This window comes from Peribacillus kribbensis DSM 17871 (assembly GCF_000430765.1).
GTDB lineage: Bacteria > Bacillota > Bacilli > Bacillales > DSM-1321 > Paraperibacillus > Paraperibacillus kribbensis.
In genome coordinates, this window is sequence record NZ_KE387237.1 from 422,812 (window position 1) to 437,955 (window position 15,144).

Below are 15,144 nucleotides of genomic sequence, written 5' to 3' on the forward strand. Positions count from 1 at the left end.
GTAAAATCAGGGTTCGTTTTATCAGCAGATTCGTATCATTTGTTTATCCGGACTTGATGTAACTTTACTCTATCAGATAAAAACTGCAAGAACAATCGTTCTCTTATCCACAGTTAAAAGTGGATAATCTGTGGGTAAAATGTTAACAAGTAAACCACTTCTGCCTGATTCAAGGGGGAGTTTGTGAATAATATTATCCACAGTTCTAACGTTTGTAGAAAATTGTCGAAAACTTTTCGGAATGAATAAATAAGATGGAAGTGAAATTCTTCTGTATACACCTGACAGTTTAGGGGGCCCTGCAAATTTCTTTTGAGCGCAATTGAAACTTAGGTTATGATGGATTAGGTTAATTTAATGGAATATTACAGAGGTGCATAAATATTGTTAAAATTATTTCTGCCTAGCGAGCATTCAAAGAGCATATTTGACATAACTCCTGAAAAATTAAAGGAACAGGGAATTAAAGGGATCATAACAGATCTGGATAATACGCTTGTGGAATGGGACAGGCCATCTGCCACGCCGGAACTGATAAAATGGTTTGATAATATGCGCGAGCATGGGATTTTGATCACCATCGTCTCAAATAATAAAGAACAGAGGGTTCACAGCTTTGCAGACCCTCTTAAAATTCCCTTTATTTTTCAAGCGAGAAAGCCTATGGGAAAAGCATTCCGCCGGGCCGTAAGCCAAATGGGTATCAAAAGGGAAGAAACTGTAGTGATCGGCGATCAGCTCTTGACAGACGTCCTGGGAGGCAATAGGAGTGGTTTTAAAACCATCCTCGTCGTACCTGTGGCCCAGACGGATGGTTTTGTAACACGATTTAACCGGAAAATTGAACGCCAGATCCTTTCGTGGTTTAGACGGAAGGGCATGATTAAATGGGAGGATTGAATTTGAACGAAGAAAATATGATCTGTGTCGGCTGCGGTGTCAAGGTACAGACGGAAGATCCCGCAGGCCTTGGCTACGCGCCTAAATCAGCATTGGATAAGGAAACATTGATCTGCCAGCGCTGTTTCAAATTGAAGCATTATAATGAAGTGCAGGATGTTTCTCTGACGGATGATGATTTCTTGAAAATTTTAAATGGAGTGGGAAGCAAGGATGCCCTGATCGTCAAAATCGTGGATATCTTTGATTTTAACGGCAGCTGGCTTCCGGGACTGCAGCGTTTTGCAGGCGGGAATGACGTATTGCTGATTGCCAATAAAGCCGATCTTCTTCCGAAGTCTGTTAAGCATAATAAATTGATAAACTGGCTTCAGGCATCCTCAAAGGAGCTTGGCCTTAAACCGATCGATATATTATTAGTAAGTGCTTCCAAAGGCTATAATATGAAGGAAGCGGCAGCTGCGATTGACCATTACCGCAATGGGAAAGATGTCTATGTTGTCGGATGTACAAATGTGGGGAAATCCACGTTCATCAATAGGATGATCAAGGAAGTGACAGGAGAAGGAGACATCATCACCACCTCCCATTTTCCTGGTACTACCCTGGATACAATCGAAATTCCGCTTGATGATGGAAGAGCTTTGATTGATACTCCAGGAATCATCAATCATCATCAGATGGCCCATTATATTGATAAAAAAGACTTGAAATTTATCACGCCTAAAAAGGAAATCAAGTCCAGGGTGTATCAATTAAATGAGAGCCAGACACTTTTCTTTGGCGGATTAGCCCGTTTTGACTATATAAGCGGACCAAAGACAGGGTTTACCTGTTATTTGTCCAACGACTTGGAAATCCATCGCACGAAACTGGAAAAAGCAGATGAATTATATAAAAGCCATAAAGGCGGAATGCTGACTCCGCCGAGGGGAAAAGCGGCGGAAGAGTTTCCGGAGCTTGTGCCTCATGAGTTTTCAATTAAAGATGCAAAAACGGATGTGGTTTTTTCAGGGCTTGGATGGGTTACCATCAATGAGCCGGGAACCAAAATAGTCGCCCATGTTCCAAGAGGAGTCAATGTTATCCTAAGAAAATCCCTGATTTAATGGAGGGCGTATGAAAAAATATGGTGTAATGGGAGATCCAATCAAGCATTCCATGTCCCCGCTGATGCATAACGATGCTTTTAGGAGAAATCGAATTGAAGCGGATTATCAATTGATCCATGTTAAGCCGGAAGATCTTGGAGAAGCGGTAAATGCCTTAAAAGCTGAGGGGGCCGGCGGATTTAACGTCACGGTACCCCATAAGACTGCCATTATCCCTTTTCTGGATGAAATGGATGACCTTGCCCGGACCATTGGTGCTGTCAATACAGTAGTAAATGAAGGCGGCAGGCTGAAAGGCTATAATACGGACGGGCCAGGGTTCGTTCAGGGGATAAAAGAAAAGCTTGCCGATCTTGCATCAAAGAAGGCTCTGATTATTGGAGCCGGAGGCGCGGCAAGAGGCATTTACTTTGCCCTTGTAAGGGAAGGAATCCTGCAGGCGGACATCTGTAACAGGACAGTTGCAAAAGCTGAGGGTTTGATAGAGGATTGTCCTTATGATTGCAGTTCAAGGGCCATCAGCCTTGAAGAAGCAGAAGAGAATCTGGCCCAATATGATTTGATTGTACAGACCACTTCTGCGGGAATGAGCCCTCATATCACCGAGAGTCCAATAAGAATTCTTACAGAGTTAAAGCCTTCTGCTCTGGTAAGTGATATAATATATAATCCGCTTCAAACTGAATTTCTTAAACAGGCTGAAGCGAAGGGGGCATCCACCCAGAATGGAATAGATATGTTCGTATACCAGGGAGCGCTTGCCTTCAAGCTATGGACGGGCATTTACCCGGATACGGACTACATGAGAGAAATAGTTTTACAGCAGCTAGGAGGAAAAACATGTTAACTGGTAAGCAAAAGCGTTTCCTTCGCTCTAAAGCCCACCACTTGAATCCAATCTTTCAAGTAGGAAAAGGCGGAGTGAATGAAAATATGGTAAAACAGATTACTGAAGCACTTGAAGCAAGAGAACTGATTAAAATCAGCATCCTGCAGAATAGTGATGAGGATAAAGACACTGCAGCGGCAAGCTTCGTTAAAGGGACAGGTGCAGAACTTGTCCAGATTATCGGCAGCACGATTGTTCTGTATAAAGAGTCCAGGGAAAATAAACAGCTGCAGCTGCCGAACTGAGCGATGAAAAAAGTGGGGATACTCGGGGGGACTTTTGACCCTCCGCATATGGGCCATTTAATTGTCGCTAATGAGGTCGCCGAAGCATTGATGCTTGATGAAGTGAGGCTGATGCCTAATCATATTCCTCCTCATAAGAAGCTGAATGTAAAGGTCACAGCTGAGAACAGGCTGGAAATGGTTATGCTTGCTGTAGAGTCCAACCCGCGATTAAAGCCAGAGCCTTTTGAAATTGGCCAGGAAGGGACTTCTTATACGTACGAAACCATAAAGGCGCTTCGGGAAAGGGAGCCTGATGTCGAATTTTATTTTATTATAGGTGCTGATATGATTGAATATCTTCCTAAATGGCATAAAGTAGACGAGCTGGCACAGCTTATCCAATTTGTAGGAGTCAAAAGGCCGGAGTATAACGAAGAAACTGAATATCCTGTTTTACTGGTGGACATTCCCCAGATTGATTTATCTTCGTCTTTAATCAGGGAAAAGCTGAAATCCGGGAAGTCTATAAAATATCTCGTACCGGAAAAAGTGGAGAAATATATAGAGGAGAATACGCTGTATGAATCGTGAACAGGCATTGGAGCTGGTTAAAGCTCAGATTACGGATAAAAGATACCAGCATACTCTTGGTGTAGCAGAATCTGCCCTTGCGCTGGCACGTAAATATGGAGCCGATCCGCATAAGGCTGAACTGGCAGCGATCTTCCATGATTATGCCAAATTCCGCCCGAAAGAGGAAATGAAGCAGATCATCATTGACCAGGAAATGCCCAGCGATCTTTTGTCTTTCCATTCCGAGCTTTGGCATGCGCCAGTAGGAGCTTATCTGGTTCAAAAAGAGACTGGAGTGGAGGACCCTGAAGTTCTGGATGCAATAAAATACCATACTTCTGGAAGACCGGGGATGGGACTGCTTGAGAAGATTATTTATCTGGCTGATTATATTGAGCCGGGAAGGAATTTTCCAGGCGTGGATGAAGTAAGGGAATTGGCGGAAAAGGATTTGGACGCGGCCCTGCTGAAAGCCATGAAAAATACGATATCCTTTTTGTTATCAAAAAGCTCGGCTGTCTATCCGGAAACATTCTTCGCATATAACGATATGATCAGCCGATGATCAGTTGAAACAGTGTTACACATTTAAAGGAGGAATTCAGCTTAATGAATGAACGTGAGCTTCTTATAACTGTTGCCAAGGCGGCAGATGATAAAAGGGCAGAGGATATTCTTGCTCTCAATATGAAAGGTATTTCACTTGTCTCTGATTATTTCCTGATCTGCCACGGCGGGTCGGACAAGCAGGTACAGGCTATTGCAAGAGAAATGCGTGAAAAAGCCGAAGAAAAAGGATACTTCATCAAAAGGATGGAAGGATTTGATGAAGCCAAGTGGATCCTCGTTGACCTGGGTGATGTTGTTGCCCATGTGTTCCATCGTGATGAAAGAAGCTATTATAATCTTGAACGCCTATGGGGCGATGCACCTCGTGAAGATATCGGAAGTGAATTATCTCAATGAGCTACGGGCTGTTTGCCTATCTTTATGATGAACTGATGAAGGATGCTCCCTACTCGCAATGGGTGGAATTGCTGCAGCATAAAGCACAGCAATACGGCGTCGCTGGCAATAAGGTGCTTGATTTAGCATGCGGTACGGGTGAGATTTCGCTCAGGCTGGCCAAGGCAGGATATCATGTCACAGGAGTGGACCTTTCTGAGGAAATGCTGTCGGTCGCCTATGCAAAAGCTGATCAGGAAGGACTTCAGATCCCTTTTTACCAGCAGGACATGGCGCATCTTGATGGCGGAGAAGAATTTCAATTCATCACGATCTTCTGCGATTCACTGAATTATTTACGAACAGCGGAAGAAGTCTGGTCCACCTTTGAAGGCGTGCACAGGCAGCTTGAAGAAGGCGGACTATTTATGTTTGATGTGCATTCTCCCTTTAAGATGGAGCAGATCTTTCAATACTCTACTTTTGCAAGAGATGATGAGGATATTTCTTATATCTGGAACTGTTTCCCGGGAGACGAACCATTAAGTGTGGAGCATGAGCTCAGTTTTTTTGTTTTGGATGAAGCGACAGGGAAATACGACCGTTTTGATGAAACACATTTTCAAAGGACTTATCCTGTAGAAATGTATAAGAATATGCTGGATGAAGCTGGCTTTGAACTTCTGGAACTCGTGTATGATTTAGATGAGGATAAGGGATATGACCCTGAAGCTGAAAGAATCGCATTTATTGCTAAGAAAAAATAGATGGAGGCATTCCAGCTCCGCTCTAGACCACAGCAAACCACGGAAAAAAGGTTTGCCCGTGGTCTTTTTTATAGCGATTTGCCGCTCCGGAATGGCCGCTTTCCGATAGATGGCGTGAGCCCCACAGTTCTCTATAAAGAAAAAAAGGGCGCATTGCGGCCCTTAAAAGTGGTGTACGATAAAAGTAATTTTCTTCTCTCAAATGGGAAGGAATATGAAAAAGTTTGTGGAATTATTTAAAATAAGGCACCTCATATTGCTCTTCGGTTTTCTCAAGCTCATGACTGAACTTTGCATGGGTTGCTTCAAATAGGTGGTTAAAAACATCCCCGAGCTCCTGTTCCATGATCTTGATTCCTTCTCCTGTAATGCCTCCCTTCACACACACCTTTTCCTCAAGGGCAGGCAGGGTGTAAAACCCTTTTTTCAAAAGCTCACCAAGCCCGATCAGCATATTCTCAGTCAGCTCTGTGGCTGTTTCTTCATCGATCTTTGTAGCCGCGCATGCTCCTTCTATGAATCGTCTGGCCAGATAACTGAAAAAGGCTGGTCCGCAGCTCACAATATCTGAGGATACTCTTGTAATTCCATTCGATATGGGCACAGGCCTTGAAATGGAGGCGGCCAGACTTCTTACTTTTTCCTCCCACTCATCCGTACATGATTTTCCAAAGCTTAACAGACTTACACCTGCGAGAGCACGGTTCGTGATGCTTGGAATCATCCGGGCACAGGAGCAGGGTACCTGGGATTCCAGCTGATCAACAGAGATCGGGCTGGTAATCGAAACCAGGCACTTTTCTGGAGCCAGGTAAGGAGAGATGGACTGAATAATAGGAAACATGTCGAGAGGCTTTACACAGATAAAAAGCAAATCAGCTTTTATGGCTGTTTTCTCTGGAGAAGTCTCAACATGAATCTCGGGAAATGCCGCCTTTAAATGATCAGCTTTTGCCAGAGACCGGTTTGTAATGATGAAATTTCCTGGAGCCACAGCCCCTGAATCCAGGAGAGACTCAATCAGGATCGTCCCCATATTCCCAGTCCCGATAACCCCAATTCTCATTCTGTATCATCCTTCCTAGTCATGCATTCTCATAAAAAGGTATGTAAAAGAATTCCTGTCTATGACATTTTTAAAGGAGGCTTGTATGTGGAGAAATTGCTCTCTAATAAAAAAATATGGATAATAGGCTCTGTCGTTTTGCTTTTTTTGGCTCTGGCGGTATTTAAAGGGGGATTGCCGGGAGGAGAACAAAAGCATGCTGAATTGGAAAGCCTGGATGATAAGCCTCTTCAAATGGCGAAAGAAGACCTGCCCGCAGACAAACAGGAACAGGCTCCTCCTGGAGACATTATGGTGGATGTCAAAGGTGCCGTTCAAAAGACTGGTGTCTATAAGGCTCTGCCTGGGGAGCGGGTAATAGACATCATAACCAAAGCTGGGGGCTTCAAGCCGAAAGCTGATAAAGACAAAGTCAATTTAGCTCAGGCAGTCTCCGATCAAATGGTGATCTTTGTTCCTGAGATAGGGGCGGAGATTCCTGGGGGGATGGGCTCATCTGTGGCTGCTGCAGGCCCTGTATCAGACAGTCAGAGCGGCGGAGCCAAGGTGAATATAAATAGCGCTGATCTTGAGGAACTGCAGACACTGACCGGAATCGGACCCTCAAAGGCACAGGCCATCATGGATTACAGGAACAAAAATGGCAGTTTTAAAAGCCCGGAAGACCTAAAGAATATAAGTGGAATTGGCGAAAAGACCTTTGAAAAAATTAAAGACATGATTGCAGTGCAATAACTTATACTTTTTAGTTCTTAAAAGGTAAACTATATAAAAAACATCTTGGGGGATTCGATATGGCCAGGAAAAGCTGGGACGAATATTTTTTGGATATTGCCGATGTGGTGTCAACAAGATCGACCTGTCAGCGATTAAAGGTGGGCTGTGTGATTGTAAAAGATAAGCATATTCTCTCAACAGGATATAATGGTTCAATTCATGGCCATGAGCACTGCGAGGATGTTGGCTGCCTGAAGGATGACAATGGCCGGTGCATACGATGTGTGCATGCAGAGGAAAATGCCGTTCTTCATGCGGAGAGGGACGATTTAAAAGGTGCGACTGCCTATATCACTCATGAATCTTGTGAAAAATGCTCAAAAACCCTGGCGCAATCAGGAATCAGCCGGATCGTATACCGCCATTCTTATCCAAACAAATGGAATGCGCATTTCCTGAAGAATATGGATGTTCTTCATTTTCAGCCTGAGGTTCAGGGATAAACACAAAAAGGAGGAGGATCATGGGTCCGTCTCTGACAATCTCTGCCGTGACAGCAACTTTTGCGGTCACGGCTTTATCTTTACATAATGGGCTGCTGTTCATTCTGGTTTTTGCCTATTTCCTGCTTTTATTCCTGCTTAAAGGAGGTAAATTTCTCGCCCTGCAGATGCTCATCTTTCTCACATGGGGGACTGCCCAATATGAACAAAATGTTCATAATGCCACTTCCTTAAAGGAAACAGCTTCGGTTTTTCGCTTATCCTTTTCCGCGCTCCCTGTCATTGATGGAAACTCCTTCAGGACAGAAGCAAAGACGGAGGAAGGGGAAACCATCATTGTGCATAAAAGAATCAGTACCAAACAGGAGAAGGATTTCCTCTCAGCCGCTGCTATGGAAAATGTCACCTGCAGAGCTGCCGGCTCTCTTCAGTCCCCTGAATCTTCACGAAATCAAAATCTTTTCAATTACAATACTTATCTGTATCACAAGGAAATCCACTGGGTACTAAATGCCTCCATCATTGATCAATGCAGTGAAAATGCGTCCACTCCCCTCACGTTTATCCGAGAACTCCGCTCCAAGCTGCTGATCAAAATCAAAAAAGGCTTTCCGCCAGAGGCCGCCTCCGTTTCAGCTGCCCTGCTGTTAGGAGAATCAGGATGGCTGGATGATGAAGTCCAAAAGGATTATCAGGACCTCGGGATCATTCATCTTCTGTCTATTTCCGGCCTGCATGTTACGCTCGTATCCGGAGCCGCCTTCCTCTCCGGAATCAGGATGGGAGCCACCCGAAGAAAGATGCAAACAGCTTTGTTTATGCTGCTCCCTGTCTATGCCCTTCTTGCTGGTTTTTCACCCCCTGTTATCAGATCGTGCGGGATGACCATGCTGTACCTTGCCATGAATCTATTCAAAAAGAAAGCATCTGCGGCTGCTGCCATTGCCATGGTCTATCTTGCCTTGACCCTCAATAATCCTAATGTGGTGTTTGATATTGGTTTTCAACTGACGTTTGCCGTGACAGGAGGAATCATCCTTTCTGCTGACATTATTAAAAGGCAGAGAAGTTCATGGGGAAAAACATGGATCATCAGCCTCATCAGCCAGTTGTGCTCCATTCCGATTGTCCTCTATCATTTTTTTGAGGTTTCAGCCGCAGGGGTTTTTGTAAATCTTTTATATATCCCTTTATATTCCTTCGTGATTCTTCCTTTGAGTTTTTTAGCCTTTATCCTCCTTATTGCAATCCCGCCTATTTCCTGGCTGTTCATTTCCCTCTTACAGATCATCATCACTCTTTCCAATGCTATAACCTCTTTTTTGGCAGAGCTCCCGTTAGCCTCATTGGTTTTTGGCCGGCCTAATGAATATATACTGCTTCTTATGTTCCTTCTTCTCTTGGGAGTTTTCTTCTCCTGGGATTATAAAAAGCGCAGGGAATGTATGTGGATAGGCATGGCGTTAATTTGTCTGCTCTTCTGCCAGTATGAGATAGAGAATCTAACTCCTTACGGAGAGGTCACGTTCATTGATGTAGGACAGGGAGATTCAATTTTGATCCGGCTTCCCTATGGGAGAGGAACCTATTTAATTGATACAGGAGGATCTGTTGTTTTTGCCCAGGAGGATTGGGAGAAGAAAAGAAGGGAATTCGATCCAGGCAGGGATATTGTGGTTCCTTATTTGAAGAGCAGAGGAATTAGAAAGCTGGATAAATTAATCCTGACGCACCCGGATGCGGATCACATTGGAGGGGCGCCTTCCGTCCTGAAAGAAATCGATGCTAAAGAGGTGCTGATTTCAAAGGGAGCTGTGAGAGGATATCTAGAAAAGCGTACCTTGCAAAATAAGAGGAAAGCAGTGGCGGTCCCGGTAAAGGACGGCGATAAGTGGAGTACAGGAAAGGAGCGCTTTTATATACTCAATCCCTGGCAGCAGACCGAAAATACCAACGATGCTTCCATTGTTATTTATGCAGAGGCGGGAGGATTAAAGTGGATGTTTACTGGAGATTTGGGGAAAGAAGGGGAAGCTTCTCTAATTAAGCGCTATCCTGGGCTGAAGGCGGATATTCTTAAAGCCGGCCATCATGGCAGCAAGACCTCGAGCTCCGAGGGATTTGTGGCTGCCTTACAGCCCGGAACTGCGGTGATTTCTGCAGGCAGGAAGAACCGCTATGGCCATCCAAACGAAGAAACTCTGGAGGTTCTGGAACGTCATAATATCAAGATCTTCCGAACGGATCTAAATGGAGCCGTCACATACCGGTTCCACTCCTCCCATGGAACCTTTTCGAGCGTACTGCCATAAGATACAGCATGAAAGAAAACAAAAAAAGACTGCCGATTCGCAGTCTTCTCCTGTAAGGGCTATACCCCTTGCCCTTACAGAAAGTGTCTGGCAATTTTTAGCCGACGGATTTAAAAATGGTAGCAATGATAAACATGATTGCAAAAAAAGCAAACGATACCCCAAAGCCAACACCAGAATCAACAGCATCATTCCGCTTATTGCTGATGTTTTTCTCGAATTCGTTCATTTCTACCCCTCCCATTTCTGTAAATAGTATAAGCGAAATGTCCAAAAAAATCCACTTGGTCTATGGCTGTTTTCCTATACTGACAAGAGTTGTCACAAATATTTTGAAATTGGGGGGCAAAAATATTTACTATAAAGGATCTCTTACAAGCATCTCTTCTCTATCCGATCCCCGTTCTGGCAGAAAGGTTTCCTAGGCCCTTTCGTCAGGCGTTCACATAAATAGGGAATGGGCCCGCGCGGCCGATTCCCCTTTAGCTTGTCAAATTGTCTTCTCCAATATACCATTAAGATATGTATTATACATAAACGAGGCGAATTCATTTGGCATTTGAAATGTGGAAAAAGATTGAAAGGAAGGAATTTGCGCCTGTCTACCTGTTTTTTGGGACAGAATCCTTCCTCATTAATGAAACGAAGCAGGTATTGATACAGAATTTACTGGCAGAGGATGAATTGGATTTTAATCTGTCTGTCTTTGATATGGAAGAAACACCGGTTGAGGCAGCACTGGAAGATGCAGAGACGCTTCCCTTTATGGGGGAGAGGAGGCTGGTCTTTTTACAGAACGCGTACTTTTTGACCGCGGAAAAAAATAAGTCCAAGGTAGAGCATAATGTCTCAAAGCTTGAATCGTATTTGAATGATCCCGCTCCCTATTCAATCGTGGTCATTGTTGCTCCTTATGAAAAACTGGATGAGCGCAAAAAAATGACCAAAGAGCTGAAGAGAAAAGCTTCCGTTCTTGAAGCGAAAAAGCTGAGCGAACAGGAAATCAGGATCTGGATAAGAGAGAGAACAGCAGCAGCCGATGTTCAAATAGAAGAACCGGCCATTGATCTGCTCATGGAGATTTCTGGAACAAATTTAATGATGCTGGCCAATGAAATTGAAAAGCTTGCGTTATATTCTCATGATACAAGGCTGATTACTCCGGAAACAGTCGAAATGCTTACCGCCAAATCCTTTGAACAAAATATTTTTACCCTTATTGAAAGAGTGCTGCAGAGGAATATTCAGGAAGCATTGTCGATCTACTATGAGCTGTTACGGCAGAATGAAGAGCCAATCAAAATTTTGTCTGTCATGGCGGGCCAGATCCGCCTTCTTTATCAGGTCAAAGAGCTGACCAGGCAGGGATACGGCCAGCAGAAAATTGCTTCGGTGCTGAAGGTCCACCCGTACCGGGTCAAGCTGGCGACCGAAAAGACAAGGAGATTCAGTGAAAGAGAACTGATGGTTTTAATCCATCAGCTGGCAGAGGCGGATTATAAAATTAAAACGGGCCAGGCAGATAAAAAGCTCGCAATCGAATTGATTTTGCTTAAGCTTTCATAAATCTTCCAAAAAAAACAGGAAGGCAGCGGTGCTTTTATCCGCAGTCTTCCTGTTTTTTTGAGGAAAGCCAAAATAAAAAACGACCCATAAAGGATCGTTTAGGTTACGCGTTTAAAGAATTTAATTTCTTTGTCAGACGAGATTTTTTACGGGCTGCCGCATTTTTATGGATAAGTCCTTTAGATGCAGCTTTGTCTAACTTTTTAATAGCTGTTACAAGTGTTTCGTTAGCATTAGCATTGTTAGCCGTAATTGCAGTCTCAGCGTTTTTCACAGCTGTACGAGTTGCAGATTTAACTTGAATGTTTTGGGCTTTGCTAATCTCGCTAGTTTTCACACGTTTAATAGCAGATTTAATGTTTGGCATTCCGTTCACCTCCTAGAAAAACCGAGATTTTATATAAACTCGATTTAACAAATACATAACAATTCGCAACAAGTGATATTTTATCAAACTTATTTTTATAATGCAATACTCTATCGTAATTTTTAATTCTTTCTCCATGATGTTTCGGCAGGTCCATACATAATAGCGGCAAAAGCAGCAAAAATTATGGATAGGAATAAAGTTTTTCTTAAAAAGGCTGCTGCTTAATAACGGATACCTTTTCACTGGAATAGTTGGAAAACATCCTTGAAAAAAAGAAAGTGAAACAGTCGATGCCATATCGCAAAGGAGATACATATGGAGAAAAAATTGGATTTAAGCAAATACGAGGTAAGGACAGACCTTGCGATTGAAGCTGCGGAGCTTGCTGCGGCCCCTGCAGGGAAGAATCTTTCACATATTGAAGGAGTCGTGATTAAGGAAAGAGATGTGGACGGGATCCATATATCATATGTTGAGGTGAGTGAACAGGGACAAAAAATGATAGGTAAACCAAAGGGGAGCTATTTAACCTTAGAAATTCAGGGAATCCGCGAGCAGGATACAGATCTTCAGAAAGAAGTGAGCAGGGTATTCTCCCAGGAATTTGCCCAGTATATAAAAAATCATGGTATCTCCCCTGATGCAGGCTGCCTGGTGGTCGGACTCGGAAACTGGAATGTAACACCAGATGCCCTGGGGCCGTCTGTCGTGGAAAATTTGCTGGTTACCCGCCATTTATTTGAGCTCCAGCCGGAACAGGTTCAGGAAGGCTACCGCCCGGTCAGCGCTGTTTCGCCTGGAGTGATGGGCCTTACAGGAATTGAGACAAGTGATATTATTGACGGCATCATTAAAAAAACCAATCCGGACTTTATCATCGCAATCGATGCCCTGGCTGCAAGATCTGTGGAAAGAGTCAACACTACCATCCAGATTTCTGACACAGGAATTCATCCGGGCTCGGGGGTCGGCAACAAAAGGAAAGAACTGAGCCTAGAGACATTGGGGATTCCCGTTATCGCAATCGGCGTCCCGACGGTTGTGGATGCCGTTTCGATCACAAGTGATGCTATTGATTTTATCCTTAAGCATTTCGGCAAGGAGCTCCGTGAGGGACAGTCTCCTTCACGTTCTCTTGTGCCTGCAGGTTTCAACATGGGAGAGAAAAAGAAACTGACAGAAGAAGATCTTCCCGGGGAGCAGGAGAGGCAGCATTTCCTCGGTATGATCGGGCTGCTTGGAGAGGAAGAAAAGCGTAAGCTGATTTACGAGGTTCTTGCTCCGATCGGCCATAATCTAATGGTTACCCCTAAAGAGGTTGATGTGTTCATTGAGGATATGTCAAACCTTATCGCCAGCGGTTTGAATGCAGCCCTGCATGAAGCTGTAAACCAGGGGAATTCAGGCTATTATACTAGATAAGAATTGGTTCTACTTTTTCTAGCAAAGTCATAGATTTTACTAGACAAGCCAGGAAAGGGTGGAACCATGAAGAGAAAGGAATACACGGGAACCATTGCGGTCATCCGGCTCAGTACCTTGATAAAAGCGGCTTTATTTGTAATCGTGTTATTGGTGTTTGTTTTTTCGTTAAGCGGCCTTTTGACATCTCTGAAGCCGGAGTACAGACTATCCTCCCAATCCTTAAATACGGCGGCCAACCATTTTTCCGGAAAAGTGCTATTTGAAGTGCTGAGCAGGGAAAATCACTATTTTTCCAAAGCGGATCCTGAATCGGGAAAATCATTGACGATGTCAAGCATATTATTTAAGCTCTCGACCAATATATCCCTGGATGATCCAAGAAGTCTGCTGGGCCGTGAGCTCCCTGGTTTTTTTGCATATGACAATGAAATACTTTTAGCGGGAGAAGGGACCAATTATACCAATATGCCGTATGAGTCGGCTCCTCCTGATGCAGCAGAACCGGAGGCGCCCCTCCAGAATATGGATAAGATTAAAGAGGAGCCAAAAGAAGAGTCTCCTTCAAACCCTCCTTTAACCACGGGAGGGAAAAAAGTAGTTTTTGTTTACAATACCCACTCAAGGGAGTCCTATCTTCCCTATCTTCAAGGGGTAACCAATCCCGATCTTGCGTACAGTTCCAAAGTAAATGTGACCAAGCTGTCCCAGAAACTCCAATCCGACCTTGACAGCCGCGGAATCGGTACTGCTGTAAGCCAGACAGACGTTATGGGAGTCCTGGATAAGAAAAACAAGAAATTCTGGCAGGCATATGAAGAATCCAGGCCGGTTGTCCAGGAGGCGATGGCCCAGAACAGAGACCTTGCCTATCTGATTGACATACATCGTGATGCAAGCAGGAAAAATCAGACCACTGTTTCGCTAAACGGCAAGTCGTACGCCAAACTGGCTTTCGTTGTCGGCGGAGAAAATGTCAAATACAAAAAGAATTATGCAATTGCTGAGAAGCTGTACGAGCTGCTTGAGAAAAAATATCCTAAGCTCTGCCGAGGTGTATTTAAAAAACAGGGAGCTGGCAATAATGGCAAGTATAATCAGGATCTTTCGGAAAATGCTCTTTTGATTGAAGTAGGCGGCGTCGATAACAACTTCGATGAGCTCTATGCCTCAATTGATGCTTTTGCGGATGTATTCAGTGAATTGTATTGGGATGCCCATGAAGTCAATTCGGCGGGTTCCAAAGCAAAAGCCCAATAAACGTCAATCTGCTGGAGGTAAACATGGCGAAATTCATGTTAAAGTGCATCCTGCTGGTATCCGTTTTATTTTTGGGAGTACTTCTTGGAATGCAGCAGGCCAGTCAGGCTATGAATAAAATGAAGGGGTACAGCGGGACGGAGAACCAGAACGCATTAACGGTAAGCCGGACAGCTAAAGGGGAAAAGCGGGCTGTCATCCTTGGCGGACAGATTTCCTCTCATGACATCCGGGAAAAAAAGCAAAAGCTTGAAAAAATGAAAACCTATAACTTCTTTTCCCAGGGAGGTAAAACCATCTCGAAAAACATATCGGATGGATTCAGCAAGGTAATCCATAAGATTGCAGATTAACTCTGAGCGCAGGATTCAGACTGCAGGCGAATTCAGCAGGAAGCTGAGTTTGTCTGCAGTTTTTATTTGCCTTTCAGGTGTCTGCTTTTCAAAGATAATGGTTTTTTCAATCAGTCGGTTATTCATTCTGCCGAAAAATTAGACGCTGGGGAAAAGCACCGT

General features: G+C 44.0%; 18 protein-coding genes. 15 read left to right on the forward strand and 3 right to left on the reverse strand.

What is annotated here, in order from left to right:
- Positions 1-384 precede the first annotated feature (384 nt).
- Genes H539_RS0113315 through H539_RS0113350 form a run of 8 tightly spaced genes read left to right on the forward strand, consistent with a single transcriptional unit; the run spans position 385 to position 5,413 of the window.
- Positions 385-900 (forward strand): YqeG family HAD IIIA-type phosphatase, encoded by a 516-nt coding sequence (locus H539_RS0113315; protein WP_026693923.1) that lies wholly within the window; start codon positions 385-387, stop codon positions 898-900.
- A complete protein-coding gene (gene yqeH / locus H539_RS0113320) occupies positions 888-2,009 on the forward strand; it encodes a ribosome biogenesis GTPase YqeH (protein ID WP_425414714.1) in 1,122 nt (373 codons plus the stop codon). The genes H539_RS0113315 and yqeH overlap by 13 nt, the downstream gene beginning before the upstream one ends.
- Before the next feature lie 10 nt (positions 2,010-2,019).
- Complete coding sequence (gene aroE, locus H539_RS0113325; protein WP_026693925.1) at positions 2,020-2,859, forward strand: shikimate dehydrogenase; 840 nt, start codon at positions 2,020-2,022, stop codon at positions 2,857-2,859.
- Complete coding sequence (gene yhbY / locus H539_RS0113330; protein ID WP_026693926.1) at positions 2,853-3,146, forward strand: ribosome assembly RNA-binding protein YhbY; 294 nt, start codon at positions 2,853-2,855, stop codon at positions 3,144-3,146. Before aroE ends, yhbY begins: the two co-directional genes overlap by 7 nt.
- A 3-nt stretch (positions 3,147-3,149) precedes the next feature.
- Positions 3,150-3,719: a nicotinate-nucleotide adenylyltransferase gene (locus H539_RS0113335; RefSeq protein ID WP_026693927.1), complete on the forward strand. Its 570-nt coding sequence runs from the start codon at positions 3,150-3,152 to the stop codon at positions 3,717-3,719.
- Positions 3,709-4,266, forward strand: coding sequence for a bis(5'-nucleosyl)-tetraphosphatase (symmetrical) YqeK (yqeK, locus tag H539_RS0113340; protein WP_026693928.1), 558 nt, complete (start codon positions 3,709-3,711; stop codon positions 4,264-4,266). The genes H539_RS0113335 and yqeK overlap by 11 nt, the downstream gene beginning before the upstream one ends.
- Before the next feature lie 44 nt (positions 4,267-4,310).
- On the forward strand, positions 4,311-4,667 hold the full coding sequence (rsfS, locus tag H539_RS0113345; protein WP_026693929.1) for a ribosome silencing factor: 357 nt from the start codon (positions 4,311-4,313) through the stop codon (positions 4,665-4,667).
- Entirely contained in the window at positions 4,664-5,413 is a 750-nt protein-coding gene (locus tag H539_RS0113350) for a class I SAM-dependent DNA methyltransferase (RefSeq protein ID WP_026693930.1), read from the forward strand. Before rsfS ends, H539_RS0113350 begins: the two co-directional genes overlap by 4 nt.
- Positions 5,414-5,645: 232 nt before the next feature.
- Here H539_RS0113350 and comER read toward each other — a convergent pair whose 3' ends face one another.
- On the reverse strand, positions 5,646-6,479 hold the full coding sequence (comER, locus tag H539_RS0113360) for a late competence protein ComER (RefSeq protein ID WP_026693932.1): 834 nt from the start codon (positions 6,477-6,479) through the stop codon (positions 5,646-5,648).
- Between the two features lie 87 nt (positions 6,480-6,566).
- On the opposite strand from comER, the gene H539_RS0113365 reads away from it, so the two are divergent.
- From H539_RS0113365 to H539_RS0113375, 3 genes are read left to right on the forward strand one after another with little or no spacing between them, the layout of a single operon-like run.
- On the forward strand, positions 6,567-7,214 hold the full coding sequence (locus tag H539_RS0113365; protein ID WP_026693933.1) for a helix-hairpin-helix domain-containing protein: 648 nt from the start codon (positions 6,567-6,569) through the stop codon (positions 7,212-7,214).
- Between the two features lie 59 nt (positions 7,215-7,273).
- On the forward strand, positions 7,274-7,699 hold the full coding sequence (locus H539_RS0113370) for a deoxycytidylate deaminase (protein WP_026693934.1): 426 nt from the start codon (positions 7,274-7,276) through the stop codon (positions 7,697-7,699).
- Between the two features lie 20 nt (positions 7,700-7,719).
- A complete protein-coding gene (locus H539_RS0113375; protein WP_035322559.1) occupies positions 7,720-10,011 on the forward strand; it encodes a DNA internalization-related competence protein ComEC/Rec2 in 2,292 nt (763 codons plus the stop codon).
- A gap of 97 nt (positions 10,012-10,108) precedes the next feature.
- Here H539_RS0113375 and H539_RS30825 read toward each other — a convergent pair whose 3' ends face one another.
- Entirely contained in the window at positions 10,109-10,240 is a 132-nt protein-coding gene (locus H539_RS30825; RefSeq protein ID WP_026693936.1) for a YqzM family protein, read from the reverse strand.
- Between the two features lie 323 nt (positions 10,241-10,563).
- On the opposite strand from H539_RS30825, the gene holA reads away from it, so the two are divergent.
- Complete coding sequence (gene holA, locus H539_RS0113385; protein ID WP_026693937.1) at positions 10,564-11,577, forward strand: DNA polymerase III subunit delta; 1,014 nt, start codon at positions 10,564-10,566, stop codon at positions 11,575-11,577.
- A 103-nt stretch (positions 11,578-11,680) separates the two neighbouring features.
- Here holA and rpsT read toward each other — a convergent pair whose 3' ends face one another.
- Positions 11,681-11,944, reverse strand: coding sequence for a 30S ribosomal protein S20 (rpsT, locus tag H539_RS0113390; RefSeq protein WP_026693938.1), 264 nt, complete (start codon positions 11,942-11,944; stop codon positions 11,681-11,683).
- A 318-nt stretch (positions 11,945-12,262) separates the two neighbouring features.
- On the opposite strand from rpsT, the gene gpr reads away from it, so the two are divergent.
- The 3 genes from gpr to H539_RS0113405 all read left to right on the forward strand — a co-directional run bounded on the left by gpr (position 12,263) and on the right by H539_RS0113405 (position 14,982).
- Positions 12,263-13,369 carry a GPR endopeptidase gene (gene gpr / locus H539_RS0113395; RefSeq protein WP_026693939.1) on the forward strand — a complete coding sequence of 369 codons (1,107 nt, stop codon included), beginning with the start codon at positions 12,263-12,265 and terminating at the stop codon, positions 13,367-13,369.
- 66 nt (positions 13,370-13,435) lie between these two features.
- A complete protein-coding gene (gene spoIIP, locus H539_RS0113400; protein ID WP_026693940.1) occupies positions 13,436-14,629 on the forward strand; it encodes a stage II sporulation protein P in 1,194 nt (397 codons plus the stop codon).
- Positions 14,630-14,652: 23 nt separating this feature from the next.
- Entirely contained in the window at positions 14,653-14,982 is a 330-nt protein-coding gene (locus H539_RS0113405; RefSeq protein WP_026693941.1) for a DUF3679 domain-containing protein, read from the forward strand.
- The last annotated feature ends 162 nt before the right edge of the window (positions 14,983-15,144 follow it).

Coding starts and splice junctions, on each gene's coding strand:
- spoIIP (WP_026693940.1), top strand. CDS start 13,436: ATGAAGAGAAAGGAATACACGGGAACCATTGCGGTCATCCGGCTCAGT.
- yhbY (WP_026693926.1), top strand. CDS start 2,853: ATGTTAACTGGTAAGCAAAAGCGTTTCCTTCGCTCTAAAGCCCACCAC.
- rsfS (WP_026693929.1), top strand. CDS start 4,311: ATGAATGAACGTGAGCTTCTTATAACTGTTGCCAAGGCGGCAGATGAT.
- H539_RS0113370 (WP_026693934.1), top strand. CDS start 7,274: ATGGCCAGGAAAAGCTGGGACGAATATTTTTTGGATATTGCCGATGTG.
- comER (WP_026693932.1), bottom strand. CDS start 6,479: ATGAGAATTGGGGTTATCGGGACTGGGAATATGGGGACGATCCTGATT.
- yqeK (WP_026693928.1), top strand. CDS start 3,709: ATGAATCGTGAACAGGCATTGGAGCTGGTTAAAGCTCAGATTACGGAT.
- H539_RS0113405 (WP_026693941.1), top strand. CDS start 14,653: ATGGCGAAATTCATGTTAAAGTGCATCCTGCTGGTATCCGTTTTATTT.
- gpr (WP_026693939.1), top strand. CDS start 12,263: ATGGAGAAAAAATTGGATTTAAGCAAATACGAGGTAAGGACAGACCTT.
- rpsT (WP_026693938.1), bottom strand. CDS start 11,944: ATGCCAAACATTAAATCTGCTATTAAACGTGTGAAAACTAGCGAGATT.
- yqeH (WP_425414714.1), top strand. CDS start 888: ATGGGAGGATTGAATTTGAACGAAGAAAATATGATCTGTGTCGGCTGC.
- H539_RS0113350 (WP_026693930.1), top strand. CDS start 4,664: ATGAGCTACGGGCTGTTTGCCTATCTTTATGATGAACTGATGAAGGAT.
- H539_RS0113335 (WP_026693927.1), top strand. CDS start 3,150: ATGAAAAAAGTGGGGATACTCGGGGGGACTTTTGACCCTCCGCATATG.
- H539_RS30825 (WP_026693936.1), bottom strand. CDS start 10,240: ATGAACGAATTCGAGAAAAACATCAGCAATAAGCGGAATGATGCTGTT.
- aroE (WP_026693925.1), top strand. CDS start 2,020: ATGAAAAAATATGGTGTAATGGGAGATCCAATCAAGCATTCCATGTCC.
- H539_RS0113375 (WP_035322559.1), top strand. CDS start 7,720: ATGGGTCCGTCTCTGACAATCTCTGCCGTGACAGCAACTTTTGCGGTC.